The sequence below is a fragment of the Rhodococcus sp. 5G237 genome (assembly GCF_053764735.1).
On record NZ_JBSNCD010000006.1, the window covers coordinates 261,620 to 277,691 of the forward strand.

At 69.4% G+C, this 16,072-nt stretch carries 15 protein-coding genes; 9 read left to right on the forward strand and 6 right to left on the reverse strand.

The genetic code is table 11. The features are described 5' to 3' along the window. The first annotated feature begins 108 nt into the window (after positions 1–108). A complete protein-coding gene (asnB, locus tag ACWPOC_RS16130) occupies positions 109–2,034 on the forward strand; it encodes an asparagine synthase (glutamine-hydrolyzing) (RefSeq protein ID WP_120283303.1) in 1,926 nt (641 codons plus the stop codon). Positions 2,035–2,117: 83 nt separating this feature from the next. Here asnB and ACWPOC_RS16135 read toward each other — a convergent pair whose 3' ends face one another. Further along, positions 2,118–3,092 carry a carbohydrate kinase family protein gene (locus ACWPOC_RS16135; protein WP_024101300.1) on the reverse strand — a complete coding sequence of 325 codons (975 nt, stop codon included), beginning with the start codon at positions 3,090–3,092 and terminating at the stop codon, positions 2,118–2,120. 134 nt (positions 3,093–3,226) lie between these two features. Continuing rightward, positions 3,227–3,577 (reverse strand): HesB/IscA family protein, encoded by a 351-nt coding sequence (locus tag ACWPOC_RS16140; RefSeq protein WP_006554400.1) that lies wholly within the window; start codon positions 3,575–3,577, stop codon positions 3,227–3,229. A 141-nt stretch (positions 3,578–3,718) separates the two neighbouring features. Between ACWPOC_RS16140 and ACWPOC_RS16145 the strand changes: the two genes are divergently transcribed. Beyond that, a complete protein-coding gene (locus ACWPOC_RS16145; protein WP_024101301.1) occupies positions 3,719–4,393 on the forward strand; it encodes a DUF3043 domain-containing protein in 675 nt (224 codons plus the stop codon). Positions 4,394–4,407: 14 nt separating this feature from the next. Here the strand turns inward: ACWPOC_RS16145 and ACWPOC_RS16150 are convergent, their stop codons facing one another. After that, on the reverse strand, positions 4,408–4,641 hold the full coding sequence (locus ACWPOC_RS16150) for a hypothetical protein (protein ID WP_024101302.1): 234 nt from the start codon (positions 4,639–4,641) through the stop codon (positions 4,408–4,410). 123 nt (positions 4,642–4,764) lie between these two features. Between ACWPOC_RS16150 and cobT the strand changes: the two genes are divergently transcribed. Further along, entirely contained in the window at positions 4,765–5,856 is a 1,092-nt protein-coding gene (gene cobT, locus ACWPOC_RS16155; RefSeq protein ID WP_120283305.1) for a nicotinate-nucleotide--dimethylbenzimidazole phosphoribosyltransferase, read from the forward strand. Next, positions 5,856–6,620: an adenosylcobinamide-GDP ribazoletransferase gene (locus tag ACWPOC_RS16160; protein WP_455408970.1), complete on the forward strand. Its 765-nt coding sequence runs from the start codon at positions 5,856–5,858 to the stop codon at positions 6,618–6,620. The genes cobT and ACWPOC_RS16160 overlap by 1 nt, the downstream gene beginning before the upstream one ends. Positions 6,621–6,696: 76 nt before the next feature. Here the strand turns inward: ACWPOC_RS16160 and ACWPOC_RS16165 are convergent, their stop codons facing one another. Together ACWPOC_RS16165 and gcvT are read right to left on the reverse strand one after the other, a co-directional pair. Then, on the reverse strand, positions 6,697–7,803 hold the full coding sequence (locus ACWPOC_RS16165; protein WP_060652772.1) for a branched-chain amino acid aminotransferase: 1,107 nt from the start codon (positions 7,801–7,803) through the stop codon (positions 6,697–6,699). 32 nt (positions 7,804–7,835) lie between these two features. Continuing rightward, a complete protein-coding gene (gene gcvT, locus ACWPOC_RS16170) occupies positions 7,836–8,936 on the reverse strand; it encodes a glycine cleavage system aminomethyltransferase GcvT (protein WP_024101306.1) in 1,101 nt (366 codons plus the stop codon). Between the two features lie 155 nt (positions 8,937–9,091). Between gcvT and ACWPOC_RS16175 the strand changes: the two genes are divergently transcribed. The 5 genes from ACWPOC_RS16175 (at position 9,092) to ACWPOC_RS16195 (ending at position 15,462) form a co-directional block, all read left to right on the forward strand. Further along, positions 9,092–10,603, forward strand: a complete 1,512-nt coding sequence (locus ACWPOC_RS16175) for a leucyl aminopeptidase (RefSeq protein WP_120283309.1) — start codon at positions 9,092–9,094, stop codon at positions 10,601–10,603. A 298-nt stretch (positions 10,604–10,901) separates the two neighbouring features. After that, a complete protein-coding gene (gene sucB / locus ACWPOC_RS16180; protein ID WP_455408971.1) occupies positions 10,902–12,665 on the forward strand; it encodes a 2-oxoglutarate dehydrogenase, E2 component, dihydrolipoamide succinyltransferase in 1,764 nt (587 codons plus the stop codon). Positions 12,666–12,793: 128 nt separating this feature from the next. Beyond that, positions 12,794–13,573: a lipoyl(octanoyl) transferase LipB gene (gene lipB, locus ACWPOC_RS16185; RefSeq protein ID WP_120283312.1), complete on the forward strand. Its 780-nt coding sequence runs from the start codon at positions 12,794–12,796 to the stop codon at positions 13,571–13,573. Positions 13,574–13,627: 54 nt separating this feature from the next. Further along, positions 13,628–14,638, forward strand: a complete 1,011-nt coding sequence (lipA, locus tag ACWPOC_RS16190; protein WP_024101310.1) for a lipoyl synthase — start codon at positions 13,628–13,630, stop codon at positions 14,636–14,638. Between the two features lie 83 nt (positions 14,639–14,721). Next, on the forward strand, positions 14,722–15,462 hold the full coding sequence (locus ACWPOC_RS16195) for a DUF4191 domain-containing protein (RefSeq protein WP_024101311.1): 741 nt from the start codon (positions 14,722–14,724) through the stop codon (positions 15,460–15,462). Positions 15,463–15,568: 106 nt separating this feature from the next. On the opposite strand, the gene ACWPOC_RS16200 is transcribed toward ACWPOC_RS16195, so the two are convergent. Beyond that, positions 15,569–16,045, reverse strand: coding sequence for an RDD family protein (locus tag ACWPOC_RS16200; protein ID WP_016694972.1), 477 nt, complete (start codon positions 16,043–16,045; stop codon positions 15,569–15,571). Positions 16,046–16,072: the final 27 nt, after the last annotated feature.

Here is a 16,072-nt window from a genome sequence, read left to right on the forward strand (position 1 = left end):
CCGGACCCCGAGTGGTAGTTCCCGGTGTCATGCGCGGTGCGGTGTCCCGCGCTGGGCACCCACCGGGGTTCCTCGCGACACCCCCGACCGGAATGAGGTAACCCACGCGTGTGCGGATTGCTCGGGTTTCTGACCACTGACGGCACCAGCGACGACGCCGTCGCGAAGGTGGGCTCCGCGATGCACTGCCTGCGCCATCGCGGCCCCGACGAGCACGGCACCTGGCACGACGCCGACCTCGTCTTCGGATTCAACCGGTTGTCGATCATCGACATCGCGCACTCGCACCAGCCGCTGCGCTGGGGCCCGCCGGAACAGCCCGACCGCTACGCGCTGACCTTCAACGGTGAGATCTACAACTATCTCGAACTGCGCAAGGAGCTCACCGAGACCTTCGGCACCTCCTTCGCGACCGAGGGCGACAGCGAGGCGATCGTCGCGGCCTACCACCACTGGGGAGTGCGCGCGGTCCAGCGCCTGCGGGGCATGTTCGCCTTCGCGATCTGGGACACGCACAGCCGCGAACTGTTCGTCGCTCGCGACCCGTTCGGCATCAAGCCGCTGTTCCTCGCGACCGGCACCGGCGGTACGGCCTTCGGCAGCGAGAAGAAGAGCCTGCTCGAGCTCGCCGACGTGATCGGCATCGACACCGAGCTCGATCCTCGTGCGATCGAGCACTACACGGTGCTGCAGTACGTTCCCGAGCCCGAGACGCTGCACCGGCGGATCCGGCGCCTCGAGTCGGGCTGCTACGCGCGTATCACGCCCGGCGCCGAGCCCGAGATCACCCGCTACTTCCACCCCACCTTCCCGGTCCGGCCGTTCGCGGCGGGACGCGAGCAGGACCGCTACCGCGAGATCGCCGAGGCCCTCGAGGACTCGGTGGCCAAGCACATGCGCGCCGACGTGACCGTCGGGTCGTTCCTCTCGGGTGGCATCGACTCCACGGCCATCGCCGCGCTGGCGATGCGCCACAACCCGAAGCTCATCACCTTCACCGCGGGTTTCGAGCGGGAGGGCTACTCCGAGGTCGACGTCGCCGCGGAGTCGGCGGCCGCGATCGGTGCCCGGCACGTGGTGCGGGTGGTCTCCCCCAGCGAGTTCGCCGCGGCGATCCCGGAGATCATCTGGTACCTCGACGACCCGGTGGCCGACCCGGCGCTCGTGCCGCTGTGGTTCATCGCCCGGGAGGCCCGCAAGCACGTCAAGGTCGTGCTGTCCGGTGAGGGCGCCGACGAGCTGTTCGGCGGGTACACGATCTACCGCGAGCCGCTGTCGCTGCGTCCGTTCGAGTTCCTGCCGCCGGCGCTGCGCCGGGCCGCCGGGAAGCTGTCGGAGCGCATCCCCGAGGGCACCCGAGGCAAGAGCCTGCTGCACCGTGGCTCGATGACGCTCGAGGAGCGCTACTACGGCAACGCCCGCAGCTTCAACGACGCGCAGCTGCGCTCGGTGCTGCGCGACTTCCGTCCGGAATGGACGCACCAGGACGTCACCGCCCCGATCTACGCGCAGTCTGCCGGCTGGGATCCGGTGGCACGGATGCAGCATCTCGACCTGTTCACGTGGCTGCGCGGCGACATCCTCGTCAAGGCCGACAAGATGACGATGGCCAATTCGCTCGAGCTGCGCGTGCCGTTCCTGGACTCCGAGGTCTTCCGGGTGGCGTCGCAGGTTCCGCTGGACCAGAAGATCACGAAGCAGACGACGAAGTATGCGCTGCGGCAGGCGCTGGAGGGCATCGTCCCGCCGCACGTGCTGCACCGCGCGAAGCTGGGCTTCCCGGTGCCGCTGCGGCACTGGCTGGCCGGCACGGAGCTGTTCGACTGGGCGCACGAGGTGATCGCCGAGTCGCAGACCGATCACCTGCTCGACAAGGCTGCGGTGGCGAAGATGCTCGACGAGCACCGGACCGGCCCGATCGATCACAGCCGTCGTCTGTGGACGGTGCTGTGCTTCATGGTCTGGCACGGCATCTTCGTGGAGAAGCGCATCGTGCCGCAGATCCAGGAGCCGGCCTACCCGGTCGAGATCTGATCACCCAACCCGTACGCGACGGCCGCGAACATCCCCAGGGATGCTCGCGGCCGTCGCGTTTCCAGGACGGGGTGTTCCGTCGTTCAGGCGCCGAGAACCGCGCCGATCTCGTCGGCGGCGGCGGTGCCGTAGGCGTCGGCGAGACGCTTGAGGGCGTCGGTGCGGTCGAAGGTCCACTCCTGCGTGCCGGTGGTTTCGAGGACGTGCACCGCGACCAGCGAGCCCAGCTGCGCGGCCCGTTCGATGCTCAGACCCGAGCGGTGTCCGAGCAGGAAGCCGGCGCGGAAGGCGTCGCCCACACCGGTGGGGTCGACCTTGGCGCGCTCGGGCACCACACCGACCTGCACCTGGTTGCCGTCGCGGTCGACGATCTTTGCGCCGTCGCCGCCGAGGGTGGTGATACGCATGCCGACCTTCGCCTGCACCTCGTCCTCGGTGAGACCGGTCTTCTGCAGCAGCAGTCCCCACTCGTACTCGTTGGTGAACAGGTACTCGGCACCGTCGATGAGCTGCTCGGTCTGCTGCCCGTCCAGGCGGGCGAGCTGCTGGGACGGGTCGGCGACGAACGGGACGCCGAGCCGGCGGCACTCCTCGGTGTGCCGGATCATCGCGTCGGGATCGTTGGCGCCGACGAGCACGAGGTCGACACCGTGCTTGCTCACCACGTCGGCGATGGAGATCTCGCGGGCCTCGGACATCGCACCGGGATAGAACGAGGCGATCTGTGCCATGTCCAGGTCGGTGGTGCACACGAAGCGGGCGGTGTGGGCGGTCTGCGAGATCCGCACCGACGAGCAGTCGACCCCGTGGTCCTCGAGCCAGGTGCGGTACTCGGTGAAGTCGGCGCCGACGGCGCCGACGAGCACCGGCGTTCCGCCGAGCACACCCATCGCGAAGGCGATGTTGCCGCCCACTCCGCCGCGCCGGACGACGAGGTCGTCGACGAGGAAGCTCAGCGAGATGTGCGCGAGCTGGTCGGCGAGCAGCTGCTCGGCGAACCGGCCGGGGAAGCGCATGAGGTGGTCGGTGGCGATGGAGCCGGTCACGGCGATGGTCACGTGGCTGAGCCTTTCCGCGGATGTCGATGGTGTGGCTGCTCACACGGAGAGCCGTAGCGGTCCCACGGTACTACCGCGGAAACGACGGAACCCCGGCGCCGTGAAGCGCCGGGGTTCCGAAGTGCGTCCTCAGCTCAGTTGAACGAGTCGCCGCAGGCGCACGACCCCGTGGCATTCGGGTTGTCGATGGTGAAGCCCTGCTTCTCGATGGTGTCGACGAAGTCGATCGACGCACCCTCGACGTACGGCGCGCTCATCCGGTCGACGGCGAGCGTCACACCGGCGAATTCCTTCGTGAGGTCTCCGTCCAGCGTGCGGTCGTCGAAGAACAGCTGGTACCGCAGACCGGCACAGCCTCCGGGCTGCACGGCGATACGCAGTGCGAGGTCGTCGCGGCCCTCCTGATCGAGCAGTGCCTTCGCCTTCGCAGCGGCGGCCTCGGTCAGGATGACGCCGTGAGTATCGGTCTCTTGCTGCACAGTCATGGGCGCTCCCTGTCGTTCGTGTCGAAACCCGATGGTTCAACGGTACCGCGCCGGAATCTATTCCTCGTGGACGAGTCGCGCCGAGCGTGGTATGGCACGCGGAATTTCCCGCTTCTCTCCACTATCCCATAGCCTGGTGGTGTGAAGTTGCTACGCCGCGGTGGTTCCGACGACTCCGCCGATCACCAGGTTCCTGCGACCGAGGACTCCCCGGCCGCGACTCCCGACGATTCCGCGTCCGCGAAGGCGACGACCGGTAAGGGGCGTCCGACGCCGAAACGGCGCGACGCCGAGAACCGTCGCCGCGGTCCCGTCGCCCCCGCTCCCCTGACTGCGAAGGAAGCACGCGAGCGCCGTAAGGCCGCGCGCAAGTCGCAGAGCAAGGAGGAGCGCAAGGCGGCCGCCGCGCAGCGTCGCGCCGACGCGTCCGAGCGTCGCAACCGGATGCTCGCGGGCGAGGAGAAGTACCTGCTCCCCCGCGACCGCGGCCCGGTGCGCGCCTACGTGCGCGACATCGTCGACAGCCGGCGCAATCTCGTCGGCCTGTTCATGCCACTCGCGCTCGTGCTCATCATGTCGATGTTCCTCGGACCGGTGGTGCAGCAGTACGTCACGCTCGCGATGTTCGTGATGATGTTCCTGATGATCATCGAGGGCATCTACCTCGGGCGCATGGTCAACAGGAAGGTGCGCGAGCGCTTCCCGGATTCGACGGACGGTGGCTTCGGCCTCGGCTGGTACGCCTTCGTGCGCGCCTCCCAGATCAAGAAGCTGCGTGCACCGCTCCCCCGGGTCGGCCCGGGCGACGCCGTCTGACCGTCCGGCGACCCTCAGTTGTGAGGCGCCCCGCACACCACCGGCGGTAGCTGCCGGATCTCGGCCGCGGCCTGCATGTCCTGCGACATGCGGTGCCGCGGCCGAGTCGTCTGTGCGGGGCGTTCCCAGTGAAGCCGCCAGGGTGCACGCCGGACCCAGGCCGGCGCGGGAGCAGTCCGCCGGCGGAGCACCTCGAGACCGATGATCAGGGTGGACAGGACCACGACGGTGACGGTGAGTTCGATCATGTCTCGATCCTCCGACCGAACCCGATCGCCGAAAAGTGGCAGTGATGACGCATAACGTCGAATTTCTGCCAGACCGGGCGGTTGATAGCGTTCTCGCGTGAAGATCCGTCCGAGAGGTGACCTGTGACCAGCGGTTCCGATTCCCCCGCCGACGTCGAGTTCCCGCGCGTCGACCTACCCGATCTCGAAGCACGCGTCGCCGCCGAGGAACGCCAGCGAGATCTGACGAAACCCGCCGGCTCACTCGGACGGCTCGAGGAACTCGGGTGCTGGGTCGCCGCCTGCCAGGGCGAGGTCCCGCCCCATCCCTTCCGCCGACCGCGGGTCGTGGTCTTCGCAGGTGACCACGGCGTCGCACGCAACGGGGTCTCGGCCTATCCGCCGGAGGTCACCGCGCAGATGGTCGCGAACCTGTCCGCAGGGGGCGCCGCCGTGAACGTGCTCGCCGCCGCCGCAGGCGCAGGAGTGCGGGTCGTCGACATGGCAGTCGAGAGCGACACCTCCCCCGAGGTGTCCGAGTTCAAGATCCGTCGCTCGAGCGGCAGCATCGACCGCGAGGACGCACTGACACACGACGAGACGGTCCGCGCGATCGAGGCCGGCCGTGCGCTCGCCGACCGCGAGGTCGACGAAGGTGCCGATCTGCTCGTCGCGGGCGATATGGGAATCGGGAACACCACTCCTGCAACCGTTCTCATCGCCACCCTTACCGCCACCGAACCCGTGGCCGCGGTCGGCCGCGGCACCGGCGTCGACGACGCGGGGTGGATGCGCAAGGTCACCGCGATCCGCGACGCCATGTGGCGGGCGCGGCCCCACGTACGCAATCCCGTCGCCCTGCTGCGCACCGCCGGTGGCGCGGACTTCGCCGCGATGGCGGGATTCCTCGCGCAGGCCGCGGTCCGCCGGACGCCGGTGATCCTCGACGGAGTCGTCGTCACCGCCGCCGCGATGGTCGCCGAGGAACTCGCACCCGGCGCGGCACGCTGGTGGGTGTCCGGTCACCGGTCGGCCGAACCCGCCCACGCCATCGCGCTGCGTCATCTCCGACTCGAACCGATCGTCGACCTCGGTATGCGCCTCGGCGAAGGATCGGGAGCCGTGACGACGCTGCCGGTACTGCAGGGTGCGGTCGCGATCCTCGCGCAGATGGCCACCTTCTCCGAGGCGGGCGTGAGCACCCGCGAGGAGAGCGCTCCGGCGACCGCGGACTGATGATCCGCGCCTGGATCGGCGGGGTCGCGCTGGCCCTGTCGTGGTTGACGGTCCTGCCCGCGCGAGGCCCGTCGGAGATCGACCGGACGGTCGCCGGACGTGCGATCTCCGCGGCGCCGATCGCCGGTGCCGTACTCGCCGCCGCGACCACGGCCGTCTGCCTGGTCGGTTCCGCCGTCGGGACGCCACCACTGGTGACGGGCCTGGTGTGTGTCGGGGTGTTGGCGGTCGGCACCCGGGGAATGCACGTCGACGGGCTGAGCGACACCGCCGACGGTCTCGGTTGCTACGGCCCGCCCGAGCGGGCGCGCGAGGTGATGCACAGCGGCGGCGCGGGTCCCTTCGGTGTCGCGGCGCTCGTCGTCGTCCTCGGTCTGCAGGCCGCCTCGTTCGGCGCGCTCGCCGACACCGACGCGTGGTGGGCGCTCGCGTTCGCAGTCTTCTCGGGACGTGTGGCCGTGGTCCTCGCGTGCCGGCGCGGTGTCCCGGCCGCGCCCGGCAGCGGCTTCGGCTCGCTCGTGGCAGGCACACAGGGCGTCGTGCCGATCGCGGTGTGGACGGTGGCCGCGGTGGCACTGTCGCTCGTGTGCCTGCCCGGTCCGCTCTGGGCGGGACCGCTCGTCGTCACGGTGGTACTGGTCGTCGCGGTACTCTTCGCCCGGCACTGCGTCGCGCGCTTCGGCGGCATGAACGGCGACGTGCTCGGCGCAGTTACCGAGGGCACGGCCGCCGCCGTCGCGGTGGCAGCGTCGGGGCTCCTCTAGATCGCACTGCGTCCGGAAACGACGAAGGGGTGCTGCCGGAATCGGCAGCACCCCTTCGTCGTCGTTCGTGGCTACGTCACTTGCGCAGCGTCGTCATCCACCCGTGGGTGTCGGCGAAGGTACCGCGCTGGATGCCGGTCAGGGTGTCGCGCAGGGCCATCGTGATGGGGCCGGGCTCGCCGTCGGCGATGGTGAACTCGCCGTCCTTGTCCTTGACGCTGCCGACCGGCGTGATGACCGCGGCGGTACCGCACGCGAACACCTCGGTGATCTCACCGCTGCCGGCCTTCTCACGCCACTCGTCGGTGCTGATGCGCCGCTCCTCGACCGAGAGACCGGAGTCCTTGGCGAGGGTGAGCAGCGAGTCGCGGGTGATGCCGGGCAGCAGCGAGCCGGACAGCTCCGGGGTGACCAGACGCGCGTCGGCACCCGACCCGTACACGAAGTACAGGTTCATGCCGCCCATCTCCTCGACGTACTTGCGCTCGATGGCGTCGAGCCAGACCACCTGGTCGCAGCCTTGCTCGGCGGCATGCGCCTGCGCGACGAGCGAAGCCGCGTAGTTGCCGGCGAACTTCGCGGCGCCCGTGCCACCCGGGGAGGCGCGCACGTACTCGCGGGAGAGCCACACGTTGACGGGCTTCACGCCGCGCGGGAAGTAGGCACCCGCCGGGGACGCGATGACGAGGAACTTGTACTCCTTCGCGGGCCGCACGCCGAGAGCCGGCTCGGTCGCGAACGCGAAGGGACGCAGGTAGAGCGAATCCTCGCCGCCGGCGGCGGGAACCCACTCGTTGTCGACCTCGACCAGCTCGGTGATCGCCTTCACGAACAGCTCCGGCGGCAGGTACGGCATCGCGAGCCGCTCCGCGGACCGGTTCATGCGCGCGGCATTGGCGGTCACGCGGAACGACGCGATGCTGCCGTCGGCCTGACGGTAGGCCTTGAGGCCCTCGAAGATCGCCTGCCCGTAGTGCAGGACCATCGCGGCCGGGTCGAGCGGGATCGGCGCGTACGGCTCGACTTTCGCGTCGTGCCAGCCGATTCCGTCGGTGTAGGTGATCGACACCATGTGATCGGTGAAGTGCTGCCCGAATCCGGGATTCGACAGAACCTCCTGTCGCCGCTCCGCAGAGCTCGGTGAAGGATGCTGGACGCGGGCGAATTCGAGGACACCTGTCATGGGGGACAATGGTACAACCGCCCGCAGAACCGTTATCTGGTGTGGTCCTCGACGAACGGCGGAGCCACCACTTCGGCACGCAGCGATCGTCCGCGCACGTCCACGGCCACTTCGTCGCCCGGCTCGAGTCCGGCGGAGGTGTCGAGGAGCGCGAGGGCGATGCCGATCTTGAGGGTCGGAGAGAAGGTGCCCGAGGTGGTCCGCCCGACCTCGTCGCCGTCGCGTCGCACGGTCAGATCCTGACGCAGGACGCCGCGGTCGAGTGCCCGCAGGCCCCACAGTTTCCGCGCCGGGCCCGCCTCCTTCTCGCGGAGCAGGGCGTCGCGCCCCCAGAACTGCGGCTTCTTCCAGCCCACGGCCCAGCCGACCCGCGCCTCGAGCGGGGAGATGTCGACGGAGAGCTCGTGCCCGTGCAGCGCGTAGCCCATCTCGGTGCGCAGGGTGTCGCGGGCGCCGAGACCGGCGGCCTGGCCGCCCTGCGCACGGACGGCATCGAGCAGGGCGCGGAAGACGCGTTCGGCGTCGTCCCAGCGCGGCAGCACCTCGTAGCCGCGTTCACCGGTGTAGCCGCTGCGGCACACGCGCACCGGAGCACCCTCGTACTCGGCGTCGGCGAAGCCCATGTAGGCGATGTCGGTGGGCAGGCCGAGCGCCTCGAGGACCTCGCCGGACTTCGGTCCCTGGACGGCGAACACCGCGTGATCGCGATGCTGGTTCGTCACTGTGACGCCGGCCGGCGCCGCGGCGGCCAGTGCCTCGACGACCGCCGCGGTGTTGGCCGCATTCGGAACGAGGAAGAGCTCGTCGTCGGAGACGTGATAGACGATCAGGTCGTCGACGACACCGCCGTTCTCGGTGCAGCACAGCGTGTACTGCGCCTTGCCGGGACCGATCCGGGTGAGGTCGTTGCTGAGCGTGGTGTTGAGGAACTCGGCGGCACCCGGTCCGGCGACGAGCGCCTTTCCCAGGTGGCTGACGTCGAACAGTCCCACGTTCTCGCGCACGGCCGTGTGCTCGGCGACCGTCCCGGCGTAGGAGACCGGCATCTCCCAGCCACCGAACGGAGCGAAGGTCGCACCGAGTTCGACGTGCACGGTGTGGATGGGGCCCTGCTTCAGTTCCTCGTCGCTCATGGCGTACGACGCTATCCCACCGCCATGGTGTCCGACAGCGACGCCGGGCGTCGTTGTCATTAGGGTCGATGGCATCGAGGCGATTCCCCTCGCACCGAACGACGCCGCAAGAGAACGACTCGCTCGTTCCCGACCCAGCTCCAAGGAGATGCCCTGTGAGTGCACCCACTCCCGATCTTCCCGAACTCGTTCTCGCCGGTTCGGTTTCCACACGAGCCGATGTCCTGGTGATCGGCGTGACCTCTTCCGACGGCACCCCCGAGATCCTCGCGGGCGACGCCCCGATCGACGAGGCGGTCCTCGGCGAACTGCTCGACGCCCTGGTCGCCGTGGGCGCGAAGGGCCGCGGCGAGGAGCTCACCCGCGTGCCGGCACCCGCCTCCCTGCCCGTGGCGAGCGTGCTCGCCGTCGGTCTCGGCGACGCCGACAAGATCGACGCCGAGCAGGTCCGCCGCTCCGCCGGTACCGCGGCACGCGCACTGACGGGTGTGGAGACGGTCGCGACCACACTGTCCGCCGTCGACCTCGGTGCCGCGGCGGAAGGCTTCGCGCTCGGCGCCTACACCTACACCGAGTTCCGGTCGGAGAAGTCCGCACCCAAGGAGGACGCGCAGCCGGTCGCGCGGGTGGAGCTGCTCGTGCCCTCGACCCGCGACCGCGCGGCCAAGGCGGCGCTCACCCGCTCCGTCGCGATCGCCGAGGCCGTCGCGACGGCCCGGAACTTCGTGAACACCCCGCCGAGCCACCTGTTCCCGGCCGAGTTCGCCGAGCGCGCGAAGGCACTCGGCGAGGCCGCCGGTCTGAAGGTCGAGATCCTCGACGAGAAGGCGCTCGAGAAGAAGGGCTTCGGCGGCATCGTCGGCGTCGGCAAGGGCTCGTCGCGTCCCCCGCGTCTCGTGCGCCTGTCCTACTCGTCGAAGAAGCGCAAGGCCCCGAAGGTCGCGCTCGTGGGCAAGGGCATCACTTTCGACACCGGCGGCATCTCCATCAAGCCCGCCGCCGGTATGGAGGCGATGACCTCCGACATGGCCGGCGCCGCCGCGGTCGTCGCGACCGTCGTGCTCGCCGCGAAACTCGGTGTCGCTGCCGACGTCACCGCGACCGTGCCGATGGCCGAGAACATGCCGTCGTCGACCGCGCAGCGTCCGGGTGACGTGCTGACCCAGTACGGCGGAACCACCGTCGAGGTCATCAACACCGACGCCGAGGGTCGCCTGATCCTCGCCGACGCCATCGTGCGCGCATGCGAGGACGATCCCGACTACCTCATCGACACCGCGACCCTCACCGGCGCGCAGATGGTCGCCCTCGGCACCCGGACGCCGGGCGTCATGGGTCACGACGAGTTCCGCGACCGCGTGGCCGCGCTGTCCCAGGAGGTCGGTGAGAACGGCTGGGCGATGCCCTTCCCGAAGGAACTGCGCGGCGATCTCGAGTCCCGCGTGGCCGACCTCGCGAACGTCTCCCCCCACCGGTGGGGCGGCATGCTCACGGCCGGCATCTTCCTGAAGGAGTTCGTCGCAGAGGGCGTGCAGTGGGCGCACATCGACGTCGCCGGCCCGGCCTTCAACACCGGCGGACCGTTCGGTTACGTCGGCAAGGGCGGCACCGGCGTGCCCGTGCGCACGATGCTCGCCGTGATCGAGGACGTCGCCGCCAACGGATGATCTCCCGCACCGGTCCTCTCCCGACGGGCCCCGCCCGGGACGAGGGAGAGGACCGGTGTGATCGGCAACAGCGGAACCCCCGGTGTGAGGTGATCCGCCCCTCCCCGAACATCACCGAAAGATAGGTGCAAGGATGGGAGGGGCCATGCCCCGCCGGTATCGGCCCGACCGAACACGTGAACCAGCAGGCACGGGGTTCCTGCCCCGCGCACAATGGTCAACGACCACACAATGGTCGGCGACCACGAGTCGGTACAACTCAACACACACGAACACAACCGTCGAGGAGTCAACAGACATGGCCTTCTCCGTCCAGATGCCAGCGCTTGGTGAGAGCGTCACCGAGGGAACTGTCACGCGATGGCTCAAGCAGGAAGGAGACACGGTCGAAGTCGACGAGCCCCTGCTCGAAGTCTCCACGGACAAGGTCGACACCGAGATCCCGTCGCCTGCAGCCGGCGTGCTGGTCAAGATCGTCGCCCAGGAGGACGACACGGTCGAGATCGGTGGCGAACTGGCCGTGATCGGTGACGCCGGTGAGGAAGCCGGCGGAGATTCCGCACCCGCTGCCGAAGAGGCACCGGCCGAAGAGGCTCCCGCCGAAGAGCCCGCCGCGGAGTCCGCCCCCGCGCAGCCCGCATCCTCGGGTGGCAGCGGCGAGGGCACCCCGGTCACCATGCCCGCACTGGGCGAGTCGGTCACCGAAGGCACCGTCACCCGCTGGCTCAAGGCCGTCGGCGACGAGGTCGCCGTGGACGAGCCGCTCCTCGAGGTCTCCACCGACAAGGTCGACACCGAGATCCCCTCCCCGGTCGCCGGCATCCTCACCGAGATCACCGCGCAGGAGGACGAGACCGTCGAGGTCGGCGGACAGCTCGCCGTCATCGGCAGCGAGGCTCCCGCCCAGCAGTCCGCTCCGGCCCAGCAGTCCGCCCCGGCCGAGGAGAAGCCCGCGCCGAAGCAGGAGGCTCCGAAGCAGGAGACTCCGAAGCCCGCCGAGCAGAAGCCCGCCGCACAGCAGCAGGCCCCGAAGGTCGAGCAGGCCACCCCGGCTCCCGCACCGAAGCCGGTCGGGACCGCGGCGACGACCCCGAAGCCCGCACCTCAGGAGGAGTCCACCCCGAGCGGTGCGACCCCGTACGTCACCCCGCTCGTGCGCAAGCTCGCCTCGCAGCACGGCGTCGACCTGTCGACGGTCAAGGGCACCGGTGTCGGTGGCCGCATCCGCAAGCAGGACGTCCTCGCCGCCGCCGAGGGCGGCAAGGCCGCCGGTGGCGAGCAGCAGAAGCCTGCCGCTGCGGCCGGTCCGGCTCCGGGTGTCCGTCCCGAGCTCGCCAAGCTGCGCGGAACGACCCAGAAGGTCAACCGCATCCGCCAGATCACGGCGAAGAAGACCCTCGAGTCGCTGCAGACCACCGCGCAGCTCACCCAGACCTTCGAGGTCGACGTCACCAAGATCGCCCAGTTGCGGGCCCAGGCGAAGAAGACGTTCTCCGAGCGCGAGGGCGTCAACCTCACCTTCCTGCCGTTCTTCGCCAAGGCCGTCGTCGAGGCGCTGCGCGCGCACCCGAACGTCAACGCCTCCTTCGACGACGGCAAGAAGGAGATCACCTACCACGCGGCCGAGCACCTCGGCATCGCGGTGGACACCGAGCAGGGTCTGCTCTCCCCGGTGATCCACAACGCCGGCGACCTGTCGCTGGCCGAGCTCGCCCGCGCGATCGCCGACATCGCCGAGCGTGCCCGCAAGGGTGGTCTCAAGCCCGACGAGCTGGCCGGTGGCACCTTCACCATCACCAATATCGGTAGCCAGGGCGCATTGTTCGACACCCCGATCCTCGTGCCGCCGCAGGCCGCGATGCTCGGAACCGGCGCGATCGTCAAGCGTCCGGTCGTGGTGATCGACGAGACCGGCAACGAGTCCATCGGCGTCCGCTCGATGTGCTACCTGCCGCTGACCTACGATCACCGCCTGATCGACGGTGCCGACGCGGGCCGCTTCCTCAAGACGATCAAGCATCGTCTCGAGGAGGGCGCGTTCGAGGCCGATCTGGGACTGTAGGTTCCCGGATCCGGACTACCCGTCCGGACGACCTCCGACGGGGGCATCACCGCTGCGGTGATGCCCCCGTCGGCGTCCGCGCCACAGCGGGTGCCCTCCCCCTGCGGTGCGGCGTAGAGTTCAGGAACATGAGTGATCCCTCGTCTTCCGCCCGTTCCGATTCGGCTCCCGTCGCCGTCGTACGGCTCGGAACCCTCGGTTATCTCGAGGCCTGGGAGAGGCAGCGCGAACTCGCGAACGAGCGCGCCGACGGCATCGGCGCCGACACCCTGCTGCTGCTCGAACACCCGCCCGTCTATACGGCCGGGCGCCGAACCGAGGACGGCGATCGCCCCACCGACGGCACGCCCGTCATCGACGTCGACCGCGGCGGCAAGATCACCTGGCACGGCCCCGGACAGCTCGTGGGTTACCCCATCGTCAAGCTCGCCGAGCCGATCGACGTAGTCGGCTACGTGCGTCGCATCGAGCAGGGTCTGATCCGCGTCTGCACCGATATGGGCCTGACCTGCGGCCGTGTGGAGGGACGTTCCGGCGTCTGGCTCCCCGCCGAGCTGCGCGACGGGCATTGGCTCCCCGAACGCAAGATCGCCGCGATCGGTATCCGGGTGCAGCGTGGGGTCGCCATGCACGGCTTCGCTCTCAACTGCAATTCGGCTCTCGACGCGTTCGACTCGATCGTCCCGTGCGGCATCCGCGACGCCGGAGTCGCGTCGCTCACCGGCGAACTCGGCCGGGAGGTCACCGTCGACGACGTGATCCCGGCCGTCACCGAGGCCGTCATCGCTGCTCTCGACGGTCGAATCCCCGTGACCGAGTGCGACATCGAGCGGGTCACCTTCGAGCAGGCGGTCGGGACGTCCGGAATTCCCACCACCACCCCGGAATTCACGACGCACCGGTTCTGAGGGGCGGTCGCACCCGCCGGGTCCGGGCGGGACCGGCGGCGTACGATCGAGGGCGTGACTGTGGCCCCAGAAGGACGCAAGCTGCTGCGGATCGAGACCCGAAACGCGCAGACGCCGATCGAACGCAAACCCAACTGGATCAAGACCCGGGCGAAGATGGGCCCGGAGTACACCGACCTCAAGGGCCTGGTGCGACGCGAAGGTCTGCACACGGTCTGTGAGGAAGCCGGTTGTCCCAACATCTACGAGTGCTGGGAAGACCGCGAGGCGACATTCCTCATCGGTGGCGAGCAGTGCACCCGTCGCTGCGACTTCTGCCAGATCGACACCGGTAAGCCCGCCGCGCTCGACCGCGACGAGCCGCGCCGTGTCGCCGAGTCGGTCCGCTCGATGGGTCTGCGCTACTCCACGATCACCGGCGTCGCCCGCGACGATCTGCCCGACGGCGGCGCATGGCTGTACGCCGAGACAGTGAAGCAGATCCACGCGCTCAATCCGGGCACCGGCGTCGAGAACCTCATCCCCGACTTCAACGGCAAGCCCGACCTGCTGCAGGAAGTCTTCGAGTCGCGTCCCGAGGTGCTCGCCCACAACGTCGAGACCGTGCCGCGGATCTTCAAGCGCATCCGTCCGGCCTTCCGCTACGAGCGGTCGCTCGACGTCATCCGGCAGGCCCGCGATTTCGGACTGGTCACCAAGTCCAACCTCATCCTCGGCATGGGCGAGACCCCCGAGGAGGTCACCGAAGCGCTGCACGACCTGCACGACGCCGGCTGCGACATCATCACGATCACCCAGTACCTGCGGCCCTCCCCGCTCCACCATCCGGTCGAGCGCTGGGTCAAGCCGCAGGAGTTCGTCGATCACTCCGAGACCGCCCGCGAGATCGGGTTCGCCGGTGTGATGGCCGGGCCGCTGGTGCGTTCGTCGTACCGCGCCGGTCGCCTGTACGCGCAGGCGATGGCCCACCACGGACGCGAACTTCCCGCCGACCAGGCGCATCTCGCCGAGGAGGGCACGGCGTCCCAGGAAGCCGGCGCCGTTCTCGCGCGCTTCGGCAACTGACCTCGCGCCGCTCGTCGCGGCAGGTCCTCAGGCGGCCCCGGTGGTGGTAAACGTGCCATCACCGGGGCCGTATCCTTGAGTACATGGCGAAGGGCAGCAAGACCGACAAGGAAGCGAAGGCCGCGGCGAAGGCCGCACGCAAGCAGGCGTCGAAGGAGCGTCGAACCCAGCTGTGGCAGGCGTTCCAGATCCAGCGCAAGGAGGACAAGGCACTCCTGCCGTGGATGATCGGTGCCCTCGTCGGTTCGATCGTGGTGTTCTTCCTCGTCGGCCTGATCTTCGACATCCAGTGGTTCCTGCTGCCGGTCGGCATCCTCGTCGGCGTCCTGTTGGCCTTCATCATCTTCGGGCGCCGCGTGCAGAAGAGCGTGTACTCGAAGGCCGACGGCCAGGCCGGTGCGGCCGCGTGGGCGCTCGACAACCTGCAGGGCGCATGGCGCGTGAGCCAGGCGGTCGCGGGCACCACCCAGCTCGACGCCGTGCACCGCGTCATCGGACGCCCCGGCATCATCCTCGTCGGTGAGGGCAACCCCGGTCGCGTGAAGGGCCTGATGGCCCAGGAGAAGAAGCGGGTCGCGCGTCTCGTCGGCGACACCCCGATCTACGAGTTCGTCGTCGGCAACGAGGAGGGCCAGATTCCGCTCTCCCAGCTGCAGAAGCGTCTGAACAAGCTGCCTCGCAACATCGACACCAAGCGGATGGACACCATCGAGGGTCGCCTGTCCGCGCTGAGCACGAAGAAGTCCGGGCCGGCCATGCCCAAGGGTCCGCTTCCCGCCGGTGCGAAGATGCGCAGCGTGCAGCGCACGATGCGCCGCCGCTGATCTTCCGAAGTACGCCCAAGGCCGCCTCTCGTCCCGGGGACGAAGGCGGCCTTCGGCGTATGCGGAGCAGTTTTCGGGTGATCGGCTCGAACGGACGCGTGCGCGGTCAGCGCGAACGGACGACCGCGGTGCCCGTGGCGCGATCCTGCAGGCCGCGACCGTCGATGTCGGTGACGAGCGCCGGGGCGATGAACACCAGCAGCACCTGACGTGCGAGCGCGCGCACGATGCCGACCCGCACGGGGGCGTCCACCCGCACGACCTGCAGCCCGGCGACGAACTGGCCGGGGGTGAACGAGAACAGGCTCACGCATCCCACGCCCACCACGAACCAGATGATGAGGGTGTACGACGACAGCAGCGGGCTCTCGAGCGGGTTGCCCCCGACGAGGCCGGCGGCGATCGCCATGGACATGAACCAGTCGACCGCGAGGGCGAGTACCCGGCGGACGGTGGGCACCATGGAGCCGGGGCCGTGTTCGGGGAGGCCGAGCAGTTGCCCGGGATAGTCCTGCTCCTGCTGGAGACCTTTGGGAAGCGCCGCAGCAGGCCCGGAAAGCCAACTGCCCGTCATGCGTGCCATGGCACCAGGATAAGCTCTCATGGGCGG